The sequence below is a fragment of the Paenibacillus sp. FSL E2-0201 genome, from assembly GCF_037963325.1.
Taxonomy (GTDB): Bacteria; Bacillota; Bacilli; order Paenibacillales; family Paenibacillaceae; genus Paenibacillus_AQ.
The window spans coordinates 6,621,500-6,638,707 of record NZ_CP150154.1 but is presented as its reverse complement, the minus strand read 5'-3'; the positions used below and the strand labels follow the sequence as shown (position 1 = coordinate 6,638,707).

The window sequence follows — 17,208 nt, the reverse complement described above, 5'->3', positions numbered from 1 at the left end:
CCCCTACATAGAACCAGTATTTGTTATTGAGGTCATTATATCAGTATTACCTTTATTGAACCTTAATGAAGGTTGGTATAAAAGTGTAGTGTGAAAATTGAATAGGTGGCAAGTAACGGAGGGGGATTTTGGAACTGTAGGAGCGATAGCGTCCGCCTTTGTCTGCGGATTTCCACTGCGAATAGCAGTTTAAATCAAGAAATCTGCAGACAACAGCGGCCGGAAGTCCAACATTCACCGGAGTTACGATTTACACCTGTAGTGGGGTAGTTTGTATAACCATTTAAGATTCATTAAAGGTTTGGGATCTAAGATACATTCATAAGCACATGAGACAACGATAAACAGAAAGGAATGATCCGATATGGCGATTGAGGTATTCAACCGTTATGAGAACAAATATTTGTTAGACAACGAAGCCTATTATAGATTTTATAACCAATTGCTTGAATATATGGAACTAGACGACTTCAACAAACAACATGAGTTTTACTCCATCACCAACTTATATTATGACACCGAGCACAACACCCTGATTCGTAACAGTCTTGCGAAGCCCAAGTACAAAGAGAAGCTTCGTTTAAGAGCTTACGGTGTTCCGAATCAAGATACAAAGGTGTATCTGGAAATCAAGAAAAAGGTATTCGGGCTGGTTAATAAACGAAGAACATCGCTCAAATTGAACGAGGCTTATGCTTTTATTGCCACCGGTAGAGAGCCAGAATTTAAGGATTATATGAACAAACAGGTGATTGAAGAGATTAAATACTTTTTAACGCGGTATGAATTGGAGCCTAAGGTGTATCTGTCGTATGACCGAAAAGCATTGTTCTGTAAAAAAAATCGCGATTTAAGAATCACGTTCGATACGAACATCCGAAGTCGGCGGTACGATCTGAAGATGGAGCACGGCGTCTATGGCGAACCTTTGCTGGAGCTGGGGCAGTGGCTTATGGAAGTAAAGGCTGAGAACACGATTCCGGTCTGGCTGGCCAAAATGCTCTCAGAGCATCAAATGTACCGTACAAGCTTCTCCAAGTACGGTAACGAATATAAAAAAATGCTGAAGAACAGTAAAACAGAACGGGAGAGTGCCCTCTATGCTTGATTCATTATTTACCGTAGCTACGAGTACAGAGTTGACGTTTACCAACGCAATCCTAACTATTTTTATAGCTATCGCCCTTGGCGGGATCATTAGCTACACCTATATGAAGACAAATTCCGGCGGGTATTCGCAAAGCTTCACACTTACGATGGTACTGCTGCCCGTAATTGTAGCCATCATCATTCTGCTTATTGGCAGTAATGTTGCCAGAGCTTTCAGTCTTGCCGGAGCATTCTCCATCATTCGGTTCAGAAGTGCGCCTGGTGATCCGAAGGATATCACATTTGTATTGTTTACCATGGCATCAGGACTGGCCTGTGGAGTAGGTTCCTTTGGATACGCGGTCTTGTTCACCCTTATCCTATGCGCTCTGATGTTTATTCTGAATCGGACTAACTTTGGGGTTAGAACAACTTCGCAAAAAACACTAAAAGTGACTATTCCAGAGAGTCTGGGCTATGAGGAGGCATTCGCTGAAGTTTTCAACAAATTTAATGTGGGGTATGAGCTTAAGAAGATTAGAACGACTGAGCTTGGTAGTTTATATGAACTAGTCTATGCCGTTACGCTGGGCGAGGCTGTGAACCAGAAGGAATTTTTGGATGCGATTCGTACCCGGAACGGTAATTTAGACCTGTCTCTGACCATGACTCCAACTGCTAATGACTATTAAGATAACGAAAGGATGGATGAAAAATGGATAAATATATAACCGGAAGTAAAGTAGGAATCTTGCTATTGTGTGCATTACTTATGTCGGCTTGCAGCACCAATTCCACAACAACACAGTCTGAAGCGGCGGGTACAGCAGCAGCCTCGGGAACAACGATAACTCAGAACGGAGCTGCTACTGGAGTACAACTGGCAAGTGTCAAATTATCCGATCTGGTTACGTTCGATGAAGACGATTCAAATACAAGTTGGACGGCGGACCAATCGACGGATATTGCCCTAGCTGGTACGAGCGCTGTTGTCGATGGTACGGGAGCTGAATCCAAGGATGGGTCAGTGACGATTACTGCAGCAGGAACCTATGTGCTTTCAGGTAAGTTGAGTGATGGGCAGATTGTAGTTAATAATCAGGATGAAGGAACTGTGCATTTTATACTGAACGGTGTGAACATTACGAACAGCGATAGTGCAGCAATTGATATTAAAGAAGCGGGCAAAGTGATCATCACCTTGGAAGACGGGACCGAGAACTCCGTATCTGACGGAGCAACTTATGTGTATGCCGATGAAACCACAGATGAACCGAGTGCGGCTATCTTCAGTAAAGCGGATTTAACGATTAATGGTACCGGGAAGCTGTCTGTTTCCGCTAACTATAATGACGGAATTACGAGCAAGGGCGATCTGAAAATTATGGGTGGCACTATTGAAATTAAGGCTGCCGATGACGGGATTGTAGGTAAAGATCTTGTCGCTATGCAAGACGGAAATATCAGCATAACGGCAGAAGGCGATGGAATCAAATCGACCAATGATACCGAAACGGATAAAGGCTTTATTGGTATCGCAGCAGGAACGTTCGATATTAAGGCCGGCAATGACGGAATTCAGGCGGAAACTACACTTGTAATCGATGGCGGAACGTACACCGTGGTTACGGGCGGAGGCAGCGAGAATGGCGAAGTGAAGACTGGTGATCAAGGGGCAGGCATGGGCATGAGAGGTGACCGGGGTCAAGGAACAGGTGGCCAAGCACCAGGAACCTCAGAAACATCGACACCAGCAACAAAACCAGAAATAATGCCGGAGACACCAACACAGGAAGCATCAACTACATCAACAACGACAACGGCAGAATCCGAAACAGCAAGTACAAAAGGGTTGAAGGCTGGAGGAGATATCAGTATCAACAACGGAACATTTACGATCGATTCTGCGGATGATGCAGTACACAGCAACAGCAACATTGCCTTAACAGATGGAGAACTCCAAATCCAATCTGGTGATGATGGAATCCATGCCGATGCCTTGGTGGCGATATCGGGTGGAAAGATTGATATAACGAAGAGCTATGAAGGCATTGAAGGAGCCAACATCGCGATATCCGGAGGCGAAGCTAATGTAGTCTCTTCTGATGATGGAGTGAATGTAGCAGGAGGTAATGACGAAGCGACTGTAGGAGGTGGCCCTCAGGAGCAGGATCAATTCAGCGATGCTGCAGCTAATGTGCTCACAATTAGTGGAGGAACATTAACGGTCGATGCTACAGGTGACGGATTGGATTCGAATGGCTCTATCGTGATGTCAGGTGGTACGGTAATTGTAAATGGACCTACCAATGGTGGTAACGGTTCTCTGGATTACGATGGCAGCTTTGATCAGAGTGGCGGAACTCTAATAGCCGCGGGAAGCTCGGGTATGGCTCAGGCAACATCTGACACCTCCGGCCAACATGCAGTCAGCATGACGTTCCCTCAGACTCAAAAGGCTGGAACAGTGGTTCAACTAAAGGATAGCGAAGGCAACGCGATCCTGACCTTTGCTCCATCAAAGGATTATCAGTCGCTCGTGATCAGTTCACCGGATTTGAAGGACGGTGGATCATACACCCTCTATTCGGGAGGCACCTCGTCTGGCAGTGAAGCAAATGGATTGTATACGGATGGCGAATATACTGGAGGAGCGAAAGTAGTATCGTTTGAAATCACAAGTAGTGTAACTTGGCTGAATGAATCCGGAGTAACCACCGCGAACACCAATTCAGGTCCAGGTGGCGGTGGTGGTGGTGGAAAAAGGAGACCATAAGCTATAAATTGCATATTAAAAGCCACTCCAGCACATTGGAGTGGCTTTTTGGTGGTACAGATAATTAGTCGCTATTAATAGAGATGAAATTCTGCTTAATGGGTTGATTTGAAGTCTTTATGATCACATTGTGAGAATTAAAAGACAGAATTTGAATCAGCTGCTCTGCCATATGGTTCGCAGTATATTTGAATCCTCCCTTTACCCATTCCATGATTAATCCAAATAGAGCATAGGCCGTATAACTAGAAAATAATTCGATATTTATATTGTTGTTAGTGTTATTAACCGCGACTAAGTCCTGCTTAGTTAGCTCCTTTAAGATGTCGCAAATCTTATTTTGAAACCCAGGCAGAACATTGGAATTTACAATGATGGTATAAAAATTAGAGTAGGAAACGACATGCTCAAAAATTTTGATGCTAGAGGTAGTAAGCTCACTCACCACGAATTTATCAGTATGGAGATAGGGGTCTTTATAAGCCTTAATTAAATCCTCCAGCACATCATCAATCAGCTCATTCAGAAGTTCTTCTTTGGTTTGATAATGCTTATAGAAGGTTCCACGGTTTAAATCGGCAAGGGTAACAATATCGGTTATCGTAATGGTGCGGAAATTCTTTTTTTCCATGAGTAAAATCGATGCATTTTTTAATTCTTTCCTCGATTTACTTGTTCTTCGATTTTTAAGCAACAGAAGACCACCTAACTGTCTATTTTCTATTCCTATTTCAACACAATTCCAAGTTATATATATTTATGAACATTTGGTGTCTCATTTGTATATTGATAGTTAAATTGCAGAAGATTAAACTTGAGTAGAATAAATTTTAAGTGATTTAGAGATTTTATAAATTGATACTTACATTATAGATAAACGTAAAGGAGACTTCCAACATGAAACTTCAAGACAGAGTTGCAGTTGTTACTGGAGCAGCATCAGGTATGGGGAAATCGATCGCAGAGTTGTACGCTAAAGAAGGTGCAAAAGTGATTGTAGCCGACCTTAACCTCGAAGGTGCAGAACAAATCGCAGCAGGAATCGTTAGTAATGGTGGAGTAGCTAAGGCGTTGAAAGTAAATGTTGCTCTAGTCGAAGATATCAATAACATGATTGATACCGCAGTAAATGAATATGGAACGCTAGATATACTAGTGAATAATGCAGGTATTATGGATGGATTCGAACCTGTTGGTGATATTACGGATGAACGATGGGATCTTATTTTTGATATAAATACTAAAAGTGTAATGCGGTCCACACGTAAAGCGCTACCTATTTTCCTCGAAAAAGGAAAGGGCGTTATTGTGAATACCGCTTCTACCGGTGGCGTAAGTGGTGCTCATGCTGGAGCAACTTATACTGCCTCCAAACATGCAGTAGTAGGCTTGACGAAAAATACAGCTTTTATGTACGCCAACAAAGGCATTCGTTGTAATGCCATCGCACCAGGAGCTACTGCCACTAACATTAGTGCTTCTATGAAAAATATGAATGAGTTCGGCATGAGCCGCACTCAACTAACACAGGCTGTAATTCCTCGTGTAGGTTCACCTGAAGAAATCGCACAAGTTGCGTTATTCCTGGCTTCGGATGACTCGAGTTTTGTAAACGGAGCTATCATCGCTGCCGATGCGGGTTGGACTTCAGCATTCTAAACTAATCGACCATAAAAACTCCGCTAGAGATTGTTCTAGCGGAGTTTTTTATGCTCTTGATATTTCCAGGTTAACCCTTCAAAATAGAGAGAATGCTAACTATAGAGGGAGTTATATGAAATGAACGATGTTAAGGCGCGGAATCACGTGAAAGTGATTGGAGAAGGAGAAAGAACCATCCTTTTTGCGCATGGATTTGGGTGTGACCAGAGCATGTGGCAGTTTATTACGCCTTCTTTTGAGAAGAAATATCGAATCGTTCTATTTGACTATGTAGGTTCGGGTAACTCAGATTTAAGTGCATATACAACAGATAAATATCATACGCTCCACGGCTATGTACAGGATGTATTGGATGTCATCGAAACGTTGGAACTTAAAGATATTATTTTTATAGGTCATTCGATTAGCTCTATGATCGGGATGCTTGCTTCGATTGAGCGGCCGGATTATTTTGATAAAATGATTATGATTGGTCCTTCTTCATGTTATTTAAATGAGGGAGATACTTATTTTGGAGGCTTCGAGAAGAGCGATATTACTGAGCTTCTGGAGATGATGGAGATGAATTTCGCTGGCTGGGCTAGCTTTATGGCTCCTCTTGCCATGAACAACCCTGACCCGATGTTAACGAAAGAGCTGGAACGCAGCTTTATTTCGGCAGATCCTGTGATCGCAAGAGAATTTGCAGAGGTTACGTTCTTTTCGGATCATCGGAAAGATCTACCTAAGGCTACAATCCCTACACTTATTCTGCAATGCTCGGATGACAGTATCGTACCTATAGCGGCCGGAGAATATCTACATAAACACTTGAATAATAGTACCTTCCGGTTGATGGAGGCTAAAGGTCATTACCCGCATATTAGCCATCCTAACGAGACCATCACTTTAATTAATGAATATCTTACGTAAGCTGGACGAGATTATGCTGTGTTGAAAGGATATTTAGATCATGGATGACCGATTAAGATATGCGCCTTGTGGCTATGTTTCTATTACCCATGAAGGAATAATCAAGGACGTGAATCAGACTTTCTTGGACCGTATGGGGTATAAACAGGTTGATTTGGTGCATAAGCATTTTGAATCTATCATGTCTACGGCAAACAAGCTTATTTTTCATTCATACTTCTATCCTTTTATTAATCTAAATGGACAAGTGGAAGAGTTATTTATAAATTTGAAAGACAGTGAAGGGAAATCGATTCCATATTTACTAAATGGCAGACGGTTTGAGTGTGAAGGCGTAGAGATCATTGATTGTATCTTGGTACAGATGGGAAAACGCATTGACTATGAGCTGGAGCTTCGGTCTGCCAAGAAGCAAATAGAAGTAGCTTACTGGGAAAAGGATCAGGCGCTTGCCGAGCTCAAGCGAATTCATTTGGAAATTGAACAGAAGCAGGCCGAGCTGTTGGAGATGAATGCCGTTTTGGTAGAGCTATCTAATACAGATAAGCTTACTGGACTGAAGAATAGAAGGTTTCTTCAAGAGAAGCTGGAAGAGCAGATTGCAGGGTATGGCCAAGTTCAAGCCGCATTTTCGCTGTGTATTATAGATATTGATCATTTTAAAAAAGTGAACGATACCTATGGGCATCAGACAGGTGATTATGTGCTGGAGAAATTGTCAAGTATCTTGAAAGTGCAATCTCGTAAAGAGGATATTGCGGCTAGATATGGCGGTGAAGAATTCGTACTTCTTTTACCTAATACAGATGTCTCGGAGTCAAAGACCATAGCTGAGAATTTACGGCAATCTATCGCGTATTCAACTTGGGAAATGGGCCAGATTACGGTGAGCATTGGTGTAGCTACATTTATTCCCACCGATTCAGAAACCACCCTACTGCAAAAAGCTGATCAAGCGCTCTATACCTCTAAAGAACAGGGGAGAAACCGAGTCACGCATAGCATAGATTTGAATGAAAAGCTTCTTTAACAGGGGGCTTTTTTGTTATTTATAAACGATACATCCTCTTTGCTCTAATCGAATATACCGAAGTTGATTGAATGGATAAGAATAAGGATCTTTTTTTATAGAACATATTATCAGAGGAGTTGTATACGTGGCTTGTAATCATTGTGTAGTAAGAGAGCTGAATTTTGAAATCAAGGCTCATGGTGAGCTTAATCTAAGGATTTTACCTGAGGTTATTCATCACTTGAGTAGAAGTAATACGATACATAAGGTAGAAGAAAATGTGATTACGATTAAGGAGGCTGGGGTGCGGGATTTTCTAGATTTCTGTAATGACCATATGGAGTCGGAGCAGGCTGAATTCCGTATAGATGACCAAACATGGAGACCTCTATCCGAATTACCCACTGTACTTGATATGAAGTGGATTGATGAGGTTATAACTAAGGGCTTAGTTACTTGTCACTTCCAACCGATTGTGAACGTACGGGAAGAGATTTTTGCATACGAGCTCCTATCCAGATTTAAAAAAGAAGATGGGTCCCTAATCTATCCTAATGAGATATTTGCGGCGGCACGGAATCGTGGGCGTTTATATGCTTTAGACCGGTTATGTAGAATGACTGCTGTAAAATATGCTGCACCCTTAAATAAAAAAACGTTTATTAATTTTATCCCAACGTCGATCTACGCTCCAGAATTCTGCTTAAGATCAACCGTTGAACTGGCCAATCAATTAGGCGTCGATCCGTCTCTTTTTGTCTTTGAAGTTGTTGAGACGGAGAAAGTGGATGATCTCGCTCATTTGAAAGCTATTTTGACATATTACAAGGATCGGGGATTTGAATACGCTTTAGATGATGTTGGCGAGGGCTTCAGCACAATCGAGATGTTATGGGAGCTTAAACCCCATTACATGAAGCTGGATATGAAATATGTGCAGGGTGTGTCCAGCGATCTGAACAAACAGAAAATAGCTAAACAATTTTTACAAAAAGCTTTAGAAATACAATCCGTTCCTTTAGCAGAAGGTGTGGAGTTTAGAGAGGACTTTGAATGGCTTAAGCAGAGTGGTTATCAGTTGTTTCAGGGATGTTTATTTGGAAAGCCTGATCCTATTCCCAAACAGTGATCCTAATGAGGATATCTCCGTCTAGAGGATGAGATGGATTTCAGGTCAGAGTCTGAGTACAGGCAAACCCCGGGGTTGTATAATTAAGGTAATTGAGAAGGGGGACGGGATGGATATGAAATGGCATAAGTACATCACGCGCTGGGCGGAATCTAGAGGGTTAGGTGGACGGGAAATTGATTATCAATGGCCGTCTCCATCATTTCCGGTGGTAAGTATCCGCAGCAATTTAGGTCGATACTCAGGTCAGGGGTATGGTCACGGAAGCAAGCCACAAGTGAAGACGGCTGTTGGTTTAATTGCTATTGGAGATGTAGCTATAGGCTTGATATCCATAGGTGCAATAAGCGTCGGTGTACTATCCGTAGGTGCTATATCACTGGGGATGTGGTTAGCGCTCGGAGCGATAGCACTTAGTTGGCTTGGCTTTGCCGCGGGAGCAATTGCAATTGCAGGAGTGGCTGTGGGAGCGATCGCGATAGCCGAAAAAGCATTGGGAGCGATAGCCATAGGCGATACGGCGTTTGGGGCGATAGCCATAGGGCGAATCGCTGGAGGTGCGATAGCTATTGGACAATGGGCATATGGTGTAATCGCTGTTGGAGAGCATGGTTTCGGGTTAATTCCGATCACGGGTGATGTGTGGAATTGGTTCCGGCGTTTGTTTGGGCTAGGGGATTAAGCCGCTAAGCAGTTCTAAAGTATCATTCATAGTCTGGGATAGTTAATAAAAAATATCTATCAGAACAGAAAAACTAATTGCAATTACCTATTCGTATTTCATACCATTTAATCATGCGATCAGATGTAGCGTTATGTTACTCTTTGTAATGTATTCGAAACTTCATAGGCAAACCTATGGAAATGTAGGGACGCAAAGCTATAGGGACTAAGGTTATCATAACTATTGTCAGCCAGCTGCCAAAGAGTGTATTACGCTTTTTGTTAAAATATAAGAAAGTATAAGTTATACTCCTATACTTAATATCTTATATTTCTCGCTTAAACGCTTACCGTCCTTATAAGGACGCCGAAGGCGTTTATGCTTGTTAAGGTTTAATAAAAATTAAGTCTTAATTTTTATGCAACTTTATATGCAATCAAGCTACTCTTTTGGGGTAGTTTTTTTTGTGCCCATTTTTAGGCATAGAAGAGATTCATATTACATCTGGGGGGTAGAAAAGATGAAAAAAATGATTGCGATCGCTACATCGGCAGCCATGTTAGCTAGTTTTTCGAGTGAGGCAGGTTATGCTTTAGCAAGTGATGTAAGCAAGGTAAGTGTAGTGAACACTGTAGTACAAAGCAAGGCTGACCTATTCAGCAATGCGTCAGTTATTCCGTTTGATCTGTACGGCAAGGCTATCCTAGGCGCTTATAATGATGTTTTTAGAATGAATCCTGCGAATATTAAATCCATTACCAATAACGGTGGTAACTACTCAGGTTCACCTATAGCTAAGGCTATGGATGGCGATATGAGTACGCATTGGGAAACGGGCAAACCGAATAGTTCAACGTTTACGAATGAGGTTGTCTTTGTTTTCAATGAGTCCACTGAATTAAATAGAATCGTATACGCTGCAAGACAATCCAGTGCAAAGGGGAAGGGGTTTGCTCAGGAATTTGATATTTATGGCTCAACTACGGATGCAGGCGATTATACGCTAGTATCCTCTGGAGAATATAAAGGCGGAGCAGGTGACGTAGTAGAGATTCAGTTTGCACCTACAGCCTTCAAGAGACTTAAATTTGTCTTCAAAAAAGCTAACCAAGATTGGGCGAGTGCGGCTGAGTTTTCTTTTTACAAAGAAGATACCGTATCCACTAAAATGAAAAATTTATTTACAGATGATACCTTGAGTCAAGTTAGCGCAGCATTTAATACGATGGAGAAATTAACGGCTTTAGAACAAGAAGTGCAGACACATCCACTGTACGCGCAGTTTCAAGCAGATATAGAGAATGCAAAAGTACTTCTGGAGAATCATCAAATAGAGGCAACAGCGGCTAAGGTTTCGAAGCTAAAAGGCTATGGTACAGCATACGAAAATGCCTATAGCGAAGCTTATAGAATGCCAAACGCAAACGTATCAAAAGTAACGGTGAATGGTGGAAGCTACCCAGGTACGAAACCGGAATACATGCTCGATGATCTGCCTAATACACATTGGGAAACGAACAAAAATAATGACGACAGCTTCACGAATGAAGTCGTGTTTGAATTAGCACAGGCCAAAGTATTAGACAGAGTGGCTTTCTTGGCTAGAGATAATCGCAAAGGGTTCCCAGAAGCTTTTGAAATCTATGCATCAGAGACGAGTAAGGGAGAGACCTTTCAGCTCGTATCTAGCGGAACCGCGACTAGTACGAACGACTTTCTGGAGTTTAAATTCGAGCCTACGAAGTTTAAAAGATTGAAATTCAAGTTCACAAAAGCCAATATTAACAGACCTTTTGCGGCTGAATTTAGATTTTATACAGAGGATAAAGTAAGCGAAGCTGTGAATGGTATTTTCACAGATGGAACGATGAGTGCGGTTGTTCCTGCTTATAATAGCGCCAATGCAATCAATGAATTAGAAGAATCGGCAAAAGTACATCCGCTCTATCCAATCCTTAAAGACTCATTGGATTTGGCTAAGAAGCTAGTAAATGGTGAAGTTCAAACCGAAGGCACCATTATTGAGGCTGAACAGCGTGGAGATATGAAAAAGCATGCACAGCAAAACCTGAGAATTGGTTTCGGTACGAACAACCAACCTACGGGACTCGTTGCAATGCCTGGAGATACGATCAATGTTTATGTAGACGCAGCTTCTACTGATAAATTGCCTGCAATAGTATTTTCGCAACAAGAGGCTGCTTGGAATGTTTGGGCTAGAAGCGTGCAATTACGTCCTGGTAAAAACACTATAACCGTTCCTGAGTTCGCGACGAATAGTTATTATGCACATGATGTGACTAAGGGCGGTACAGTGTATATCGTCAATCCATATACAGCTGAGGAACAAGGGAAAGCACCTTTGATCCGGTTCGAGGGGCTTACGAAGATCCCTATGATGACAAAGACCACAGATCCAGAACAATTCAAAGCTTTCCTAACCACCTACAAACAAAAATTAGATGAAGATAAGGCAGCACATCCGAATGTTCAAGATCGCAAACTTATTGATGTAGTAGAAATGGTCAGCGATCATGTTATTTTTACAGGAACGGCTACAGAAGCGTATAACAAGTTTATTACACAAGAAAACAATCCACTGAATACCGTAACCGGCTATGATACTTGGATGAAGACGATCTTTGACTTCTATGGCTTGGATGGCAGCAGCGAGATTCATGATGCCAAGCTAATTCGTGAGAATATTCGATTGATGCAGCCTTATGGGGCGATGTATGCCGCGGGAGATCATACTGGGATACAAATTGGGACCGTAGCGACGATGTTAGGTGATTTTAACAAAGTCTATCCAGGTTGGGGATTGAATCATGAAATTGGGCATCGCTTGGCTATGGGTGAACGGGAATATGGTGAAGTAACAAATAATATGGTGTCTATGTTGATGTCAGTCTATGCGGATTCTATTGATACTCGTATTCCTTTTGAGAGTGATATTTATAAATATGTCCTCGAAGAAAATAAAGTGGTTATGAATCAGCAGGGCTTATTTGCACAGCTCGGTGCCTACTGGCAGTTGGAATTGGCGCACCCGGGTTACTGGACCGAACTGACCAAGCTGTACCGCGAGCGAAAGGTATCCCTTCCTAACGGTGACAATTCCAAGCAACAGTATTTAGTAGAGTTCTCCTCCGAAGTGCTGGGGCTGGATTTAAGCAGCTATTTTGCCAGACATGGCTTCACTGTGAATCCAGAAACGAAAGAGAAGCTGGCTAAATATCCAGCACCGAAAAAGCTATGGTATTTAAATAACTCGGTGGTTCATTATGAGGGCACAGGAATAGCAGATAAGAATGTTGCCATAAAGGTTAATATCACACCTAACGCTACAGCTAAATCGAACACATTAAGCTTTAGTATGAATAAGGATCTGAAGAAAGATTTCTTAGGTTATGAGGTGTATCGAAATGATGTGTTGGTTGGTTTTACCGGGACTGACCAGTTCGTGGACACGAACGTAGATAGCAGCATCAATTATACGTACAAGATCGTGGGTTATGATAAGAAGCTGAACGCAATGAAACCGGTACAGGTTAAAGCCTTCAAGCCAGCCCTGTCTGTTGAAGATCAAATTACATTAAAGCTTAATCAAGCCTTTGATCCGATGAACTATGTAAAAGCGGCTAACTATCAAGGGAACGATATTACTGCTGATGTCACCCTGAAATCAAATACCGTTGATGTAACACAAAAAGGTGACTACGAAGTTGTATATGAAGTTAAGAACGAAGGGGTTACAGAAACTAAAACTACACAGGTTACGGTAACGAGTGACTATGCTTATATCTCGGACCTTAATGCCAAATCAGTCGTTGTTGGTTGGGGTGAATTAAAGAAAGATAAAGCCGTTTCTGGTGGAATCATCACCCTTGTTCGACAAGGGCTAGCTGCGACTTATGCCAAAGGAATTGGTGTTCATGCCAACTCTGAAGTTGTTTATGATATTGAGGGCAAAGGATATGACTTCTTTGAAAGCTATATCGGAATCGATCAAGCGATGAAAGGAAAGCCATCTTCTGCAACCTTTGAGGTGTATGTAGATGGTGAGAAGAAATTCGCGAGCGATGTTTTCCGGGCAGGAACGGAGCATGGATTCGTGAAAATACCAGTGACAGGCGCGCGCGAAGTGAAGCTGGTTACCACAGATGCTACAGACGGTAATGCTTCAGATCATACGGTATGGGCGGATGCAAAGTTTACGAATACTTCAAGCAAACCGATTATCACAGTGCCGGAAGAGACAACTTTCGTGAAGTTGAACAGTGAATTTGATGTTTTGACCGATGTGACTGCCTTTGATACGGAAGATGGTAACTTGATTGGAGCGGTTGAAGTAAAACCGAACGGGTTTAATTCAAGCAAAACAGGCACCTACAACGTCGAACTGTCAGTTACAGATCGGGATGGGAATACAGCTGTAAAGACTAGAACAATTGTTGTGTACAGCGCTAATAAATACCTGAGTGATATAGCTTGGCAGTCGGCAAGAACGGATTATAATGTAGTTCGTAAGGATAAGGCAAGTACTAACAACCCGATTAAGCTACTTGTAAATGGTGTAACCAAAGAGTTTGCGAAGGGCTTAGGAACGCATGCTAACTCTGAAATCGTGTATAATCTGGCGGGTGCTAATTTCGAATATTTTGAAACGTATGTAGGGGTTGATCGAAATATCCCAGAGCAAAGCAACTCTAGTGTGATCTTCAAAATCTTCGCTGATGGGGTAGAAGTGTATAATAGCGGACTGATGAAATTTGGCACGGAAGCTAAATTAGCTCGAATCCCTGTAAAGGGTGTAAGTGAATTGAAATTGGTGTTAGATAATGCAGGTAACGGAAATGCTTCAGATCACGGCGATTTCGCGGATGCGAAGTTTATGATTCTGAACAGTACGCCGGAGCTTACCATAGCTAAATCTGTATCCACTAAAGTAGGACAGGAAATAGCAGTAAGTGCAGATTATTCGGCAACGGATTCAGAAGATGGTGACTTGACGGCTCAAGTAAAGGTTACGGGTGAAGATCAAGTTAAATGGGGCAGAGCTGGAAAGTATCCGATCACTTACACAGTAACCGATAGTGATGGAAATACGACTACCAAGACTAGAACAATAGCCGTAGTAGACATGACGGACTTTACGTATCTGACGGATTATGATTGGAATTCTACTCAGAACAGCTATACTGCACCTTTGAAGGATAAATCAATTAGTGCCAATGCACTGAGATTAACAGGCGAGGGCAATCAAATAGTGTCCTACGAAAGAGGGATTGGAGCGCACTCTAACTCGACGATTGTATACGATCTAAGCGATAAGAACGCGGACTACTTCACTTCCTATGTGGGTGTAGATCGACAAATGTACGGTTCTGTCGGTTCGGTGAGCTTTGAAGTATTTGTGGATGGAGAGAAGAAATTCGATAGTGGTGTCATGGGCTCCAGAGATCCACAGAAATTCATCGAGTTGGATATTAACGGAGCCAAGGAGCTGAAATTAGTCGTTACGGACGGCGGAAATGGAAACGGATCTGACCATGCCACATGGGGGGGAACCAAACTACATTTCGCGAATGGAGATCACCTGTTCACTGGAGATCTGGAACAAGCGATTGCAGCGGCTAAAGCAATCTCTCTAGATGGCTTCACGGCTGAGAGTATAGCGGTATTTACGGCCAGCCTCACGGGTGCAGAAGTGGCTTTGGCTAATTCTGCTGTCACACAAAGTGAAGTAGATGCAGCAGTAGCGGCGTTACAACTAGCAATAGAAGGTCTGACCGAAATAGACCTTACGCAAGTCATTACTATTGCAGATCCTTATCTAAGTACTTCGATCAAGACCACATTAGGCGTATCTGGAGACCTAACGCTAGGTGACATGTATAACCTTACGACGTTAACCAGCGAAACCAGAAGAGCCAGATCTTTGGAAGGTCTACAGTATGCTAAGAATCTTGAGACGCTAGATATCACTGGAAATGAAATCACTGATTTCTCCCCGCTACAAGGACTAACTAAACTTACGAGCTTATTGGCCGATCCTCAAATGGTAGAGGTAGGACAATTAAAGGGACCTGTAGTTGAATTTATCAATCCGGTGAAAGGGATCGATGGCAGCAAAGTGATCCCTAGTTCGGCTGGTGTCAGAAACACTGGAACATTTAAAGAAATCATGTTTGATGTGAATGAATGGGCAGCTAATCCGGATGTGTTCACTATAGACCTATCGAACGAGGAGAAGGGAACTTACATGTTGGGGTTAACTTACCAAGTTGCAGGTAATCTTGTGCAATTGATTTCTTTTATTGATAACAAATAAATCCCATAGGCAAAAGAAAACAGGCGAATTGTGGTGTGTTCAACCATGATTCGCCTGTTTTTTATTGAGATATAAAAATGTATAAGTTTCACGCTATAGCTTCTGCTCTGCTGTGTGGCAAAAGTGGGGTGGGCAAGATTTGGAAACCCCTTTTAAATCCTTATATTATAAAATTATCCATTTTGTAATATGACAGAAGTGATGACAACGCTCACTATAACCGAACATGTCTTTTAATTATAATGAATCCGATGGTCCAACTCTTCCAGCCCATTCAATCAAATATACTAGAGGTGATGCAGATGTTAGGAATCGGATTGACCATCGTTGTTATAATCGGGGCTTATTTAATGGCTGCGTATACTCGATTGTTAAGCATGCGTAATCGTGTGAGAGAATCTTTTGCTACCATAGAAGGTTATTTACAAAATCGGGTTGAGGCATTAACAGAAGTTGCGAAGATGGTTATTTCTTATGCTAAACATGAACACGAAACATTGGCGCTTGTACATAGAATGCGTGCTGGTTTAAGTGATGATCATCTTCCGGTTGAGAAGCTGATTAGATATGTGGAAATGGAAAAGTATATTCATTCGATCAATGTTCAGGCAGACTATTATCCAGAGCTTAAGGAAAGCGATCCGTTTATCAAATTGCAACAAAGGATCTATATCTTAGAGGAAAACCTATCTGCCAGCAGACGTATCTATAACGAAAATGTGACAAGCTATAACACGATGATAAGTACCCTTCCTACGCTTTTACTTGCAGGGGCTATTGGATTTAAGCCGGAAATCTTGCTCAAGATGGAAGGGGCCAAACGAGCAGACGTTAATTGGACGGTATCCTAAGTAGATTTGATACGGAGAATTAAGAATGTCATGAGGTTTAGAGGGAGGCGTATCTATGAAAATCGTTATTGTAGATGATCATCCTTTAGTTAGAAGAGGGCTGGCATCTGTCATTTCAATGCAGCCAGATGTGCAATTTGCTGGTGAAGCTACAAATGGTCAAGAAGCATTTGATGTGATTGAAGCGACAAATCCGGATATTGTTCTCATTGATCTTAAGCTTGTTGATGAATCGGGATTGGATGTCATCAAGACAGCACGTGCCCGTGGCATTGTCAGTAAGTTCATTCTGTTGACTTCCTCTGCGAGCAGAGAGAATTTTTTGAGGGCTGAAGAAGTGCTGGTAGATGGATATGTCCTAAAAGAGGCATTGCCGGAGGAATTACTCTTTGCTATCCAGTTGGTGCATAAAGGGCGAAAGTATTACGATCCTGGCTTAATGGAAGAAAAGATGCGTATTAGCGGCAGCAGTCCGACGGATGAATTGACACCGAAAGAGAAGGAAGTACTGATTGAACTTGGACAAGGTGCTTGCAACAGAACGATTGCTACACATCTCTTTATCAGTGAATTTACAGTAAAGAAGCATGTCAGCCAGATTTTAGCGAAGCTACAGGTTAATGACCGGACACAGGCAGCACTGTATGCAAACGCGATAGGGCTGACGAAATATGAAATGTCTTATGAGTAGAAATATAACCATAGTCTTAAATACGAGGAGGTGTCCCAGCAGCCAGATCATAGCTCTTGGGACACCTCCTAAAGTTCTAGGAGGTTAT

Annotated in this window: 12 protein-coding genes and 1 riboswitch; of the genes, 11 read left to right on the top strand and 1 reads right to left on the bottom strand. The window is 42.1% G+C overall.

Annotation, left to right across the window (positions count from 1 at the left end):
* Window positions 1–364: 364 nt before the first annotated feature.
* From NSU15_RS29870 to NSU15_RS29860, 3 genes are read left to right on the top strand one after another with little or no spacing between them, the layout of a single operon-like run.
* A complete protein-coding gene (locus NSU15_RS29870; RefSeq protein ID WP_339288580.1) occupies window positions 365–1,108 on the top strand; it encodes a polyphosphate polymerase domain-containing protein in 744 nt (247 codons plus the stop codon).
* Window positions 1,101–1,781 (top strand): DUF4956 domain-containing protein, encoded by a 681-nt coding sequence (locus NSU15_RS29865; RefSeq protein ID WP_339288579.1) that lies wholly within the window; start codon window positions 1,101–1,103, stop codon window positions 1,779–1,781. The genes NSU15_RS29870 and NSU15_RS29865 overlap by 8 nt, the downstream gene beginning before the upstream one ends.
* 23 nt (window positions 1,782–1,804) lie before the next feature.
* A complete protein-coding gene (locus NSU15_RS29860; protein ID WP_339288578.1) occupies window positions 1,805–3,865 on the top strand; it encodes a carbohydrate-binding domain-containing protein in 2,061 nt (686 codons plus the stop codon).
* A gap of 64 nt (window positions 3,866–3,929) precedes the next feature.
* Here the strand turns inward: NSU15_RS29860 and NSU15_RS29855 are convergent, their stop codons facing one another.
* A complete protein-coding gene (locus tag NSU15_RS29855; protein ID WP_339288576.1) occupies window positions 3,930–4,496 on the bottom strand; it encodes a TetR/AcrR family transcriptional regulator in 567 nt (188 codons plus the stop codon).
* 266 nt (window positions 4,497–4,762) lie between these two features.
* On the opposite strand from NSU15_RS29855, the gene NSU15_RS29850 reads away from it, so the two are divergent.
* From NSU15_RS29850 to NSU15_RS29815, 8 genes are all read left to right on the top strand, one after another.
* A complete protein-coding gene (locus tag NSU15_RS29850) occupies window positions 4,763–5,524 on the top strand; it encodes an SDR family oxidoreductase (RefSeq protein WP_339288574.1) in 762 nt (253 codons plus the stop codon).
* A gap of 120 nt (window positions 5,525–5,644) precedes the next feature.
* Window positions 5,645–6,439 (top strand): alpha/beta hydrolase, encoded by a 795-nt coding sequence (locus NSU15_RS29845; RefSeq protein ID WP_339288572.1) that lies wholly within the window; start codon window positions 5,645–5,647, stop codon window positions 6,437–6,439.
* A 40-nt stretch (window positions 6,440–6,479) separates the two neighbouring features.
* Window positions 6,480–7,469 carry a sensor domain-containing diguanylate cyclase gene (locus NSU15_RS29840; protein ID WP_339288571.1) on the top strand — a complete coding sequence of 330 codons (990 nt, stop codon included), beginning with the start codon at window positions 6,480–6,482 and terminating at the stop codon, window positions 7,467–7,469.
* Window positions 7,470–7,596: 127 nt separating this feature from the next.
* A complete protein-coding gene (locus tag NSU15_RS29835; RefSeq protein WP_339288569.1) occupies window positions 7,597–8,580 on the top strand; it encodes an EAL domain-containing protein in 984 nt (327 codons plus the stop codon).
* Between the two features lie 109 nt (window positions 8,581–8,689).
* Window positions 8,690–9,262, top strand: coding sequence for a hypothetical protein (locus NSU15_RS29830; RefSeq protein WP_339288568.1), 573 nt, complete (start codon window positions 8,690–8,692; stop codon window positions 9,260–9,262).
* A gap of 157 nt (window positions 9,263–9,419) precedes the next feature.
* Window positions 9,420–9,506, top strand: a riboswitch (cyclic di-GMP riboswitch).
* A gap of 258 nt (window positions 9,507–9,764) precedes the next feature.
* Window positions 9,765–15,578 carry an NPCBM/NEW2 domain-containing protein gene (locus NSU15_RS29825; RefSeq protein WP_339288567.1) on the top strand — a complete coding sequence of 1,938 codons (5,814 nt, stop codon included), beginning with the start codon at window positions 9,765–9,767 and terminating at the stop codon, window positions 15,576–15,578.
* Between the two features lie 242 nt (window positions 15,579–15,820).
* Window positions 15,821–16,429 (top strand): LemA family protein, encoded by a 609-nt coding sequence (locus tag NSU15_RS29820; protein ID WP_339288566.1) that lies wholly within the window; start codon window positions 15,821–15,823, stop codon window positions 16,427–16,429.
* 55 nt (window positions 16,430–16,484) lie between these two features.
* Window positions 16,485–17,120 (top strand): response regulator transcription factor, encoded by a 636-nt coding sequence (locus NSU15_RS29815; RefSeq protein ID WP_076120344.1) that lies wholly within the window; start codon window positions 16,485–16,487, stop codon window positions 17,118–17,120.
* Window positions 17,121–17,208: the final 88 nt, after the last annotated feature.

Coding starts and splice junctions, on each gene's coding strand:
- NSU15_RS29870 (WP_339288580.1), top strand. CDS start 365: ATGGCGATTGAGGTATTCAACCGTTATGAGAACAAATATTTGTTAGAC.
- NSU15_RS29865 (WP_339288579.1), top strand. CDS start 1,101: ATGCTTGATTCATTATTTACCGTAGCTACGAGTACAGAGTTGACGTTT.
- NSU15_RS29860 (WP_339288578.1), top strand. CDS start 1,805: ATGGATAAATATATAACCGGAAGTAAAGTAGGAATCTTGCTATTGTGT.
- NSU15_RS29855 (WP_339288576.1), bottom strand. CDS start 4,496: ATGGAAAAAAAGAATTTCCGCACCATTACGATAACCGATATTGTTACC.
- NSU15_RS29850 (WP_339288574.1), top strand. CDS start 4,763: ATGAAACTTCAAGACAGAGTTGCAGTTGTTACTGGAGCAGCATCAGGT.
- NSU15_RS29845 (WP_339288572.1), top strand. CDS start 5,645: ATGAACGATGTTAAGGCGCGGAATCACGTGAAAGTGATTGGAGAAGGA.
- NSU15_RS29840 (WP_339288571.1), top strand. CDS start 6,480: ATGGATGACCGATTAAGATATGCGCCTTGTGGCTATGTTTCTATTACC.
- NSU15_RS29830 (WP_339288568.1), top strand. CDS start 8,690: ATGGATATGAAATGGCATAAGTACATCACGCGCTGGGCGGAATCTAGA.
- NSU15_RS29825 (WP_339288567.1), top strand. CDS start 9,765: ATGAAAAAAATGATTGCGATCGCTACATCGGCAGCCATGTTAGCTAGT.
- NSU15_RS29820 (WP_339288566.1), top strand. CDS start 15,821: ATGAATCCGATGGTCCAACTCTTCCAGCCCATTCAATCAAATATACTA.
- NSU15_RS29815 (WP_076120344.1), top strand. CDS start 16,485: ATGAAAATCGTTATTGTAGATGATCATCCTTTAGTTAGAAGAGGGCTG.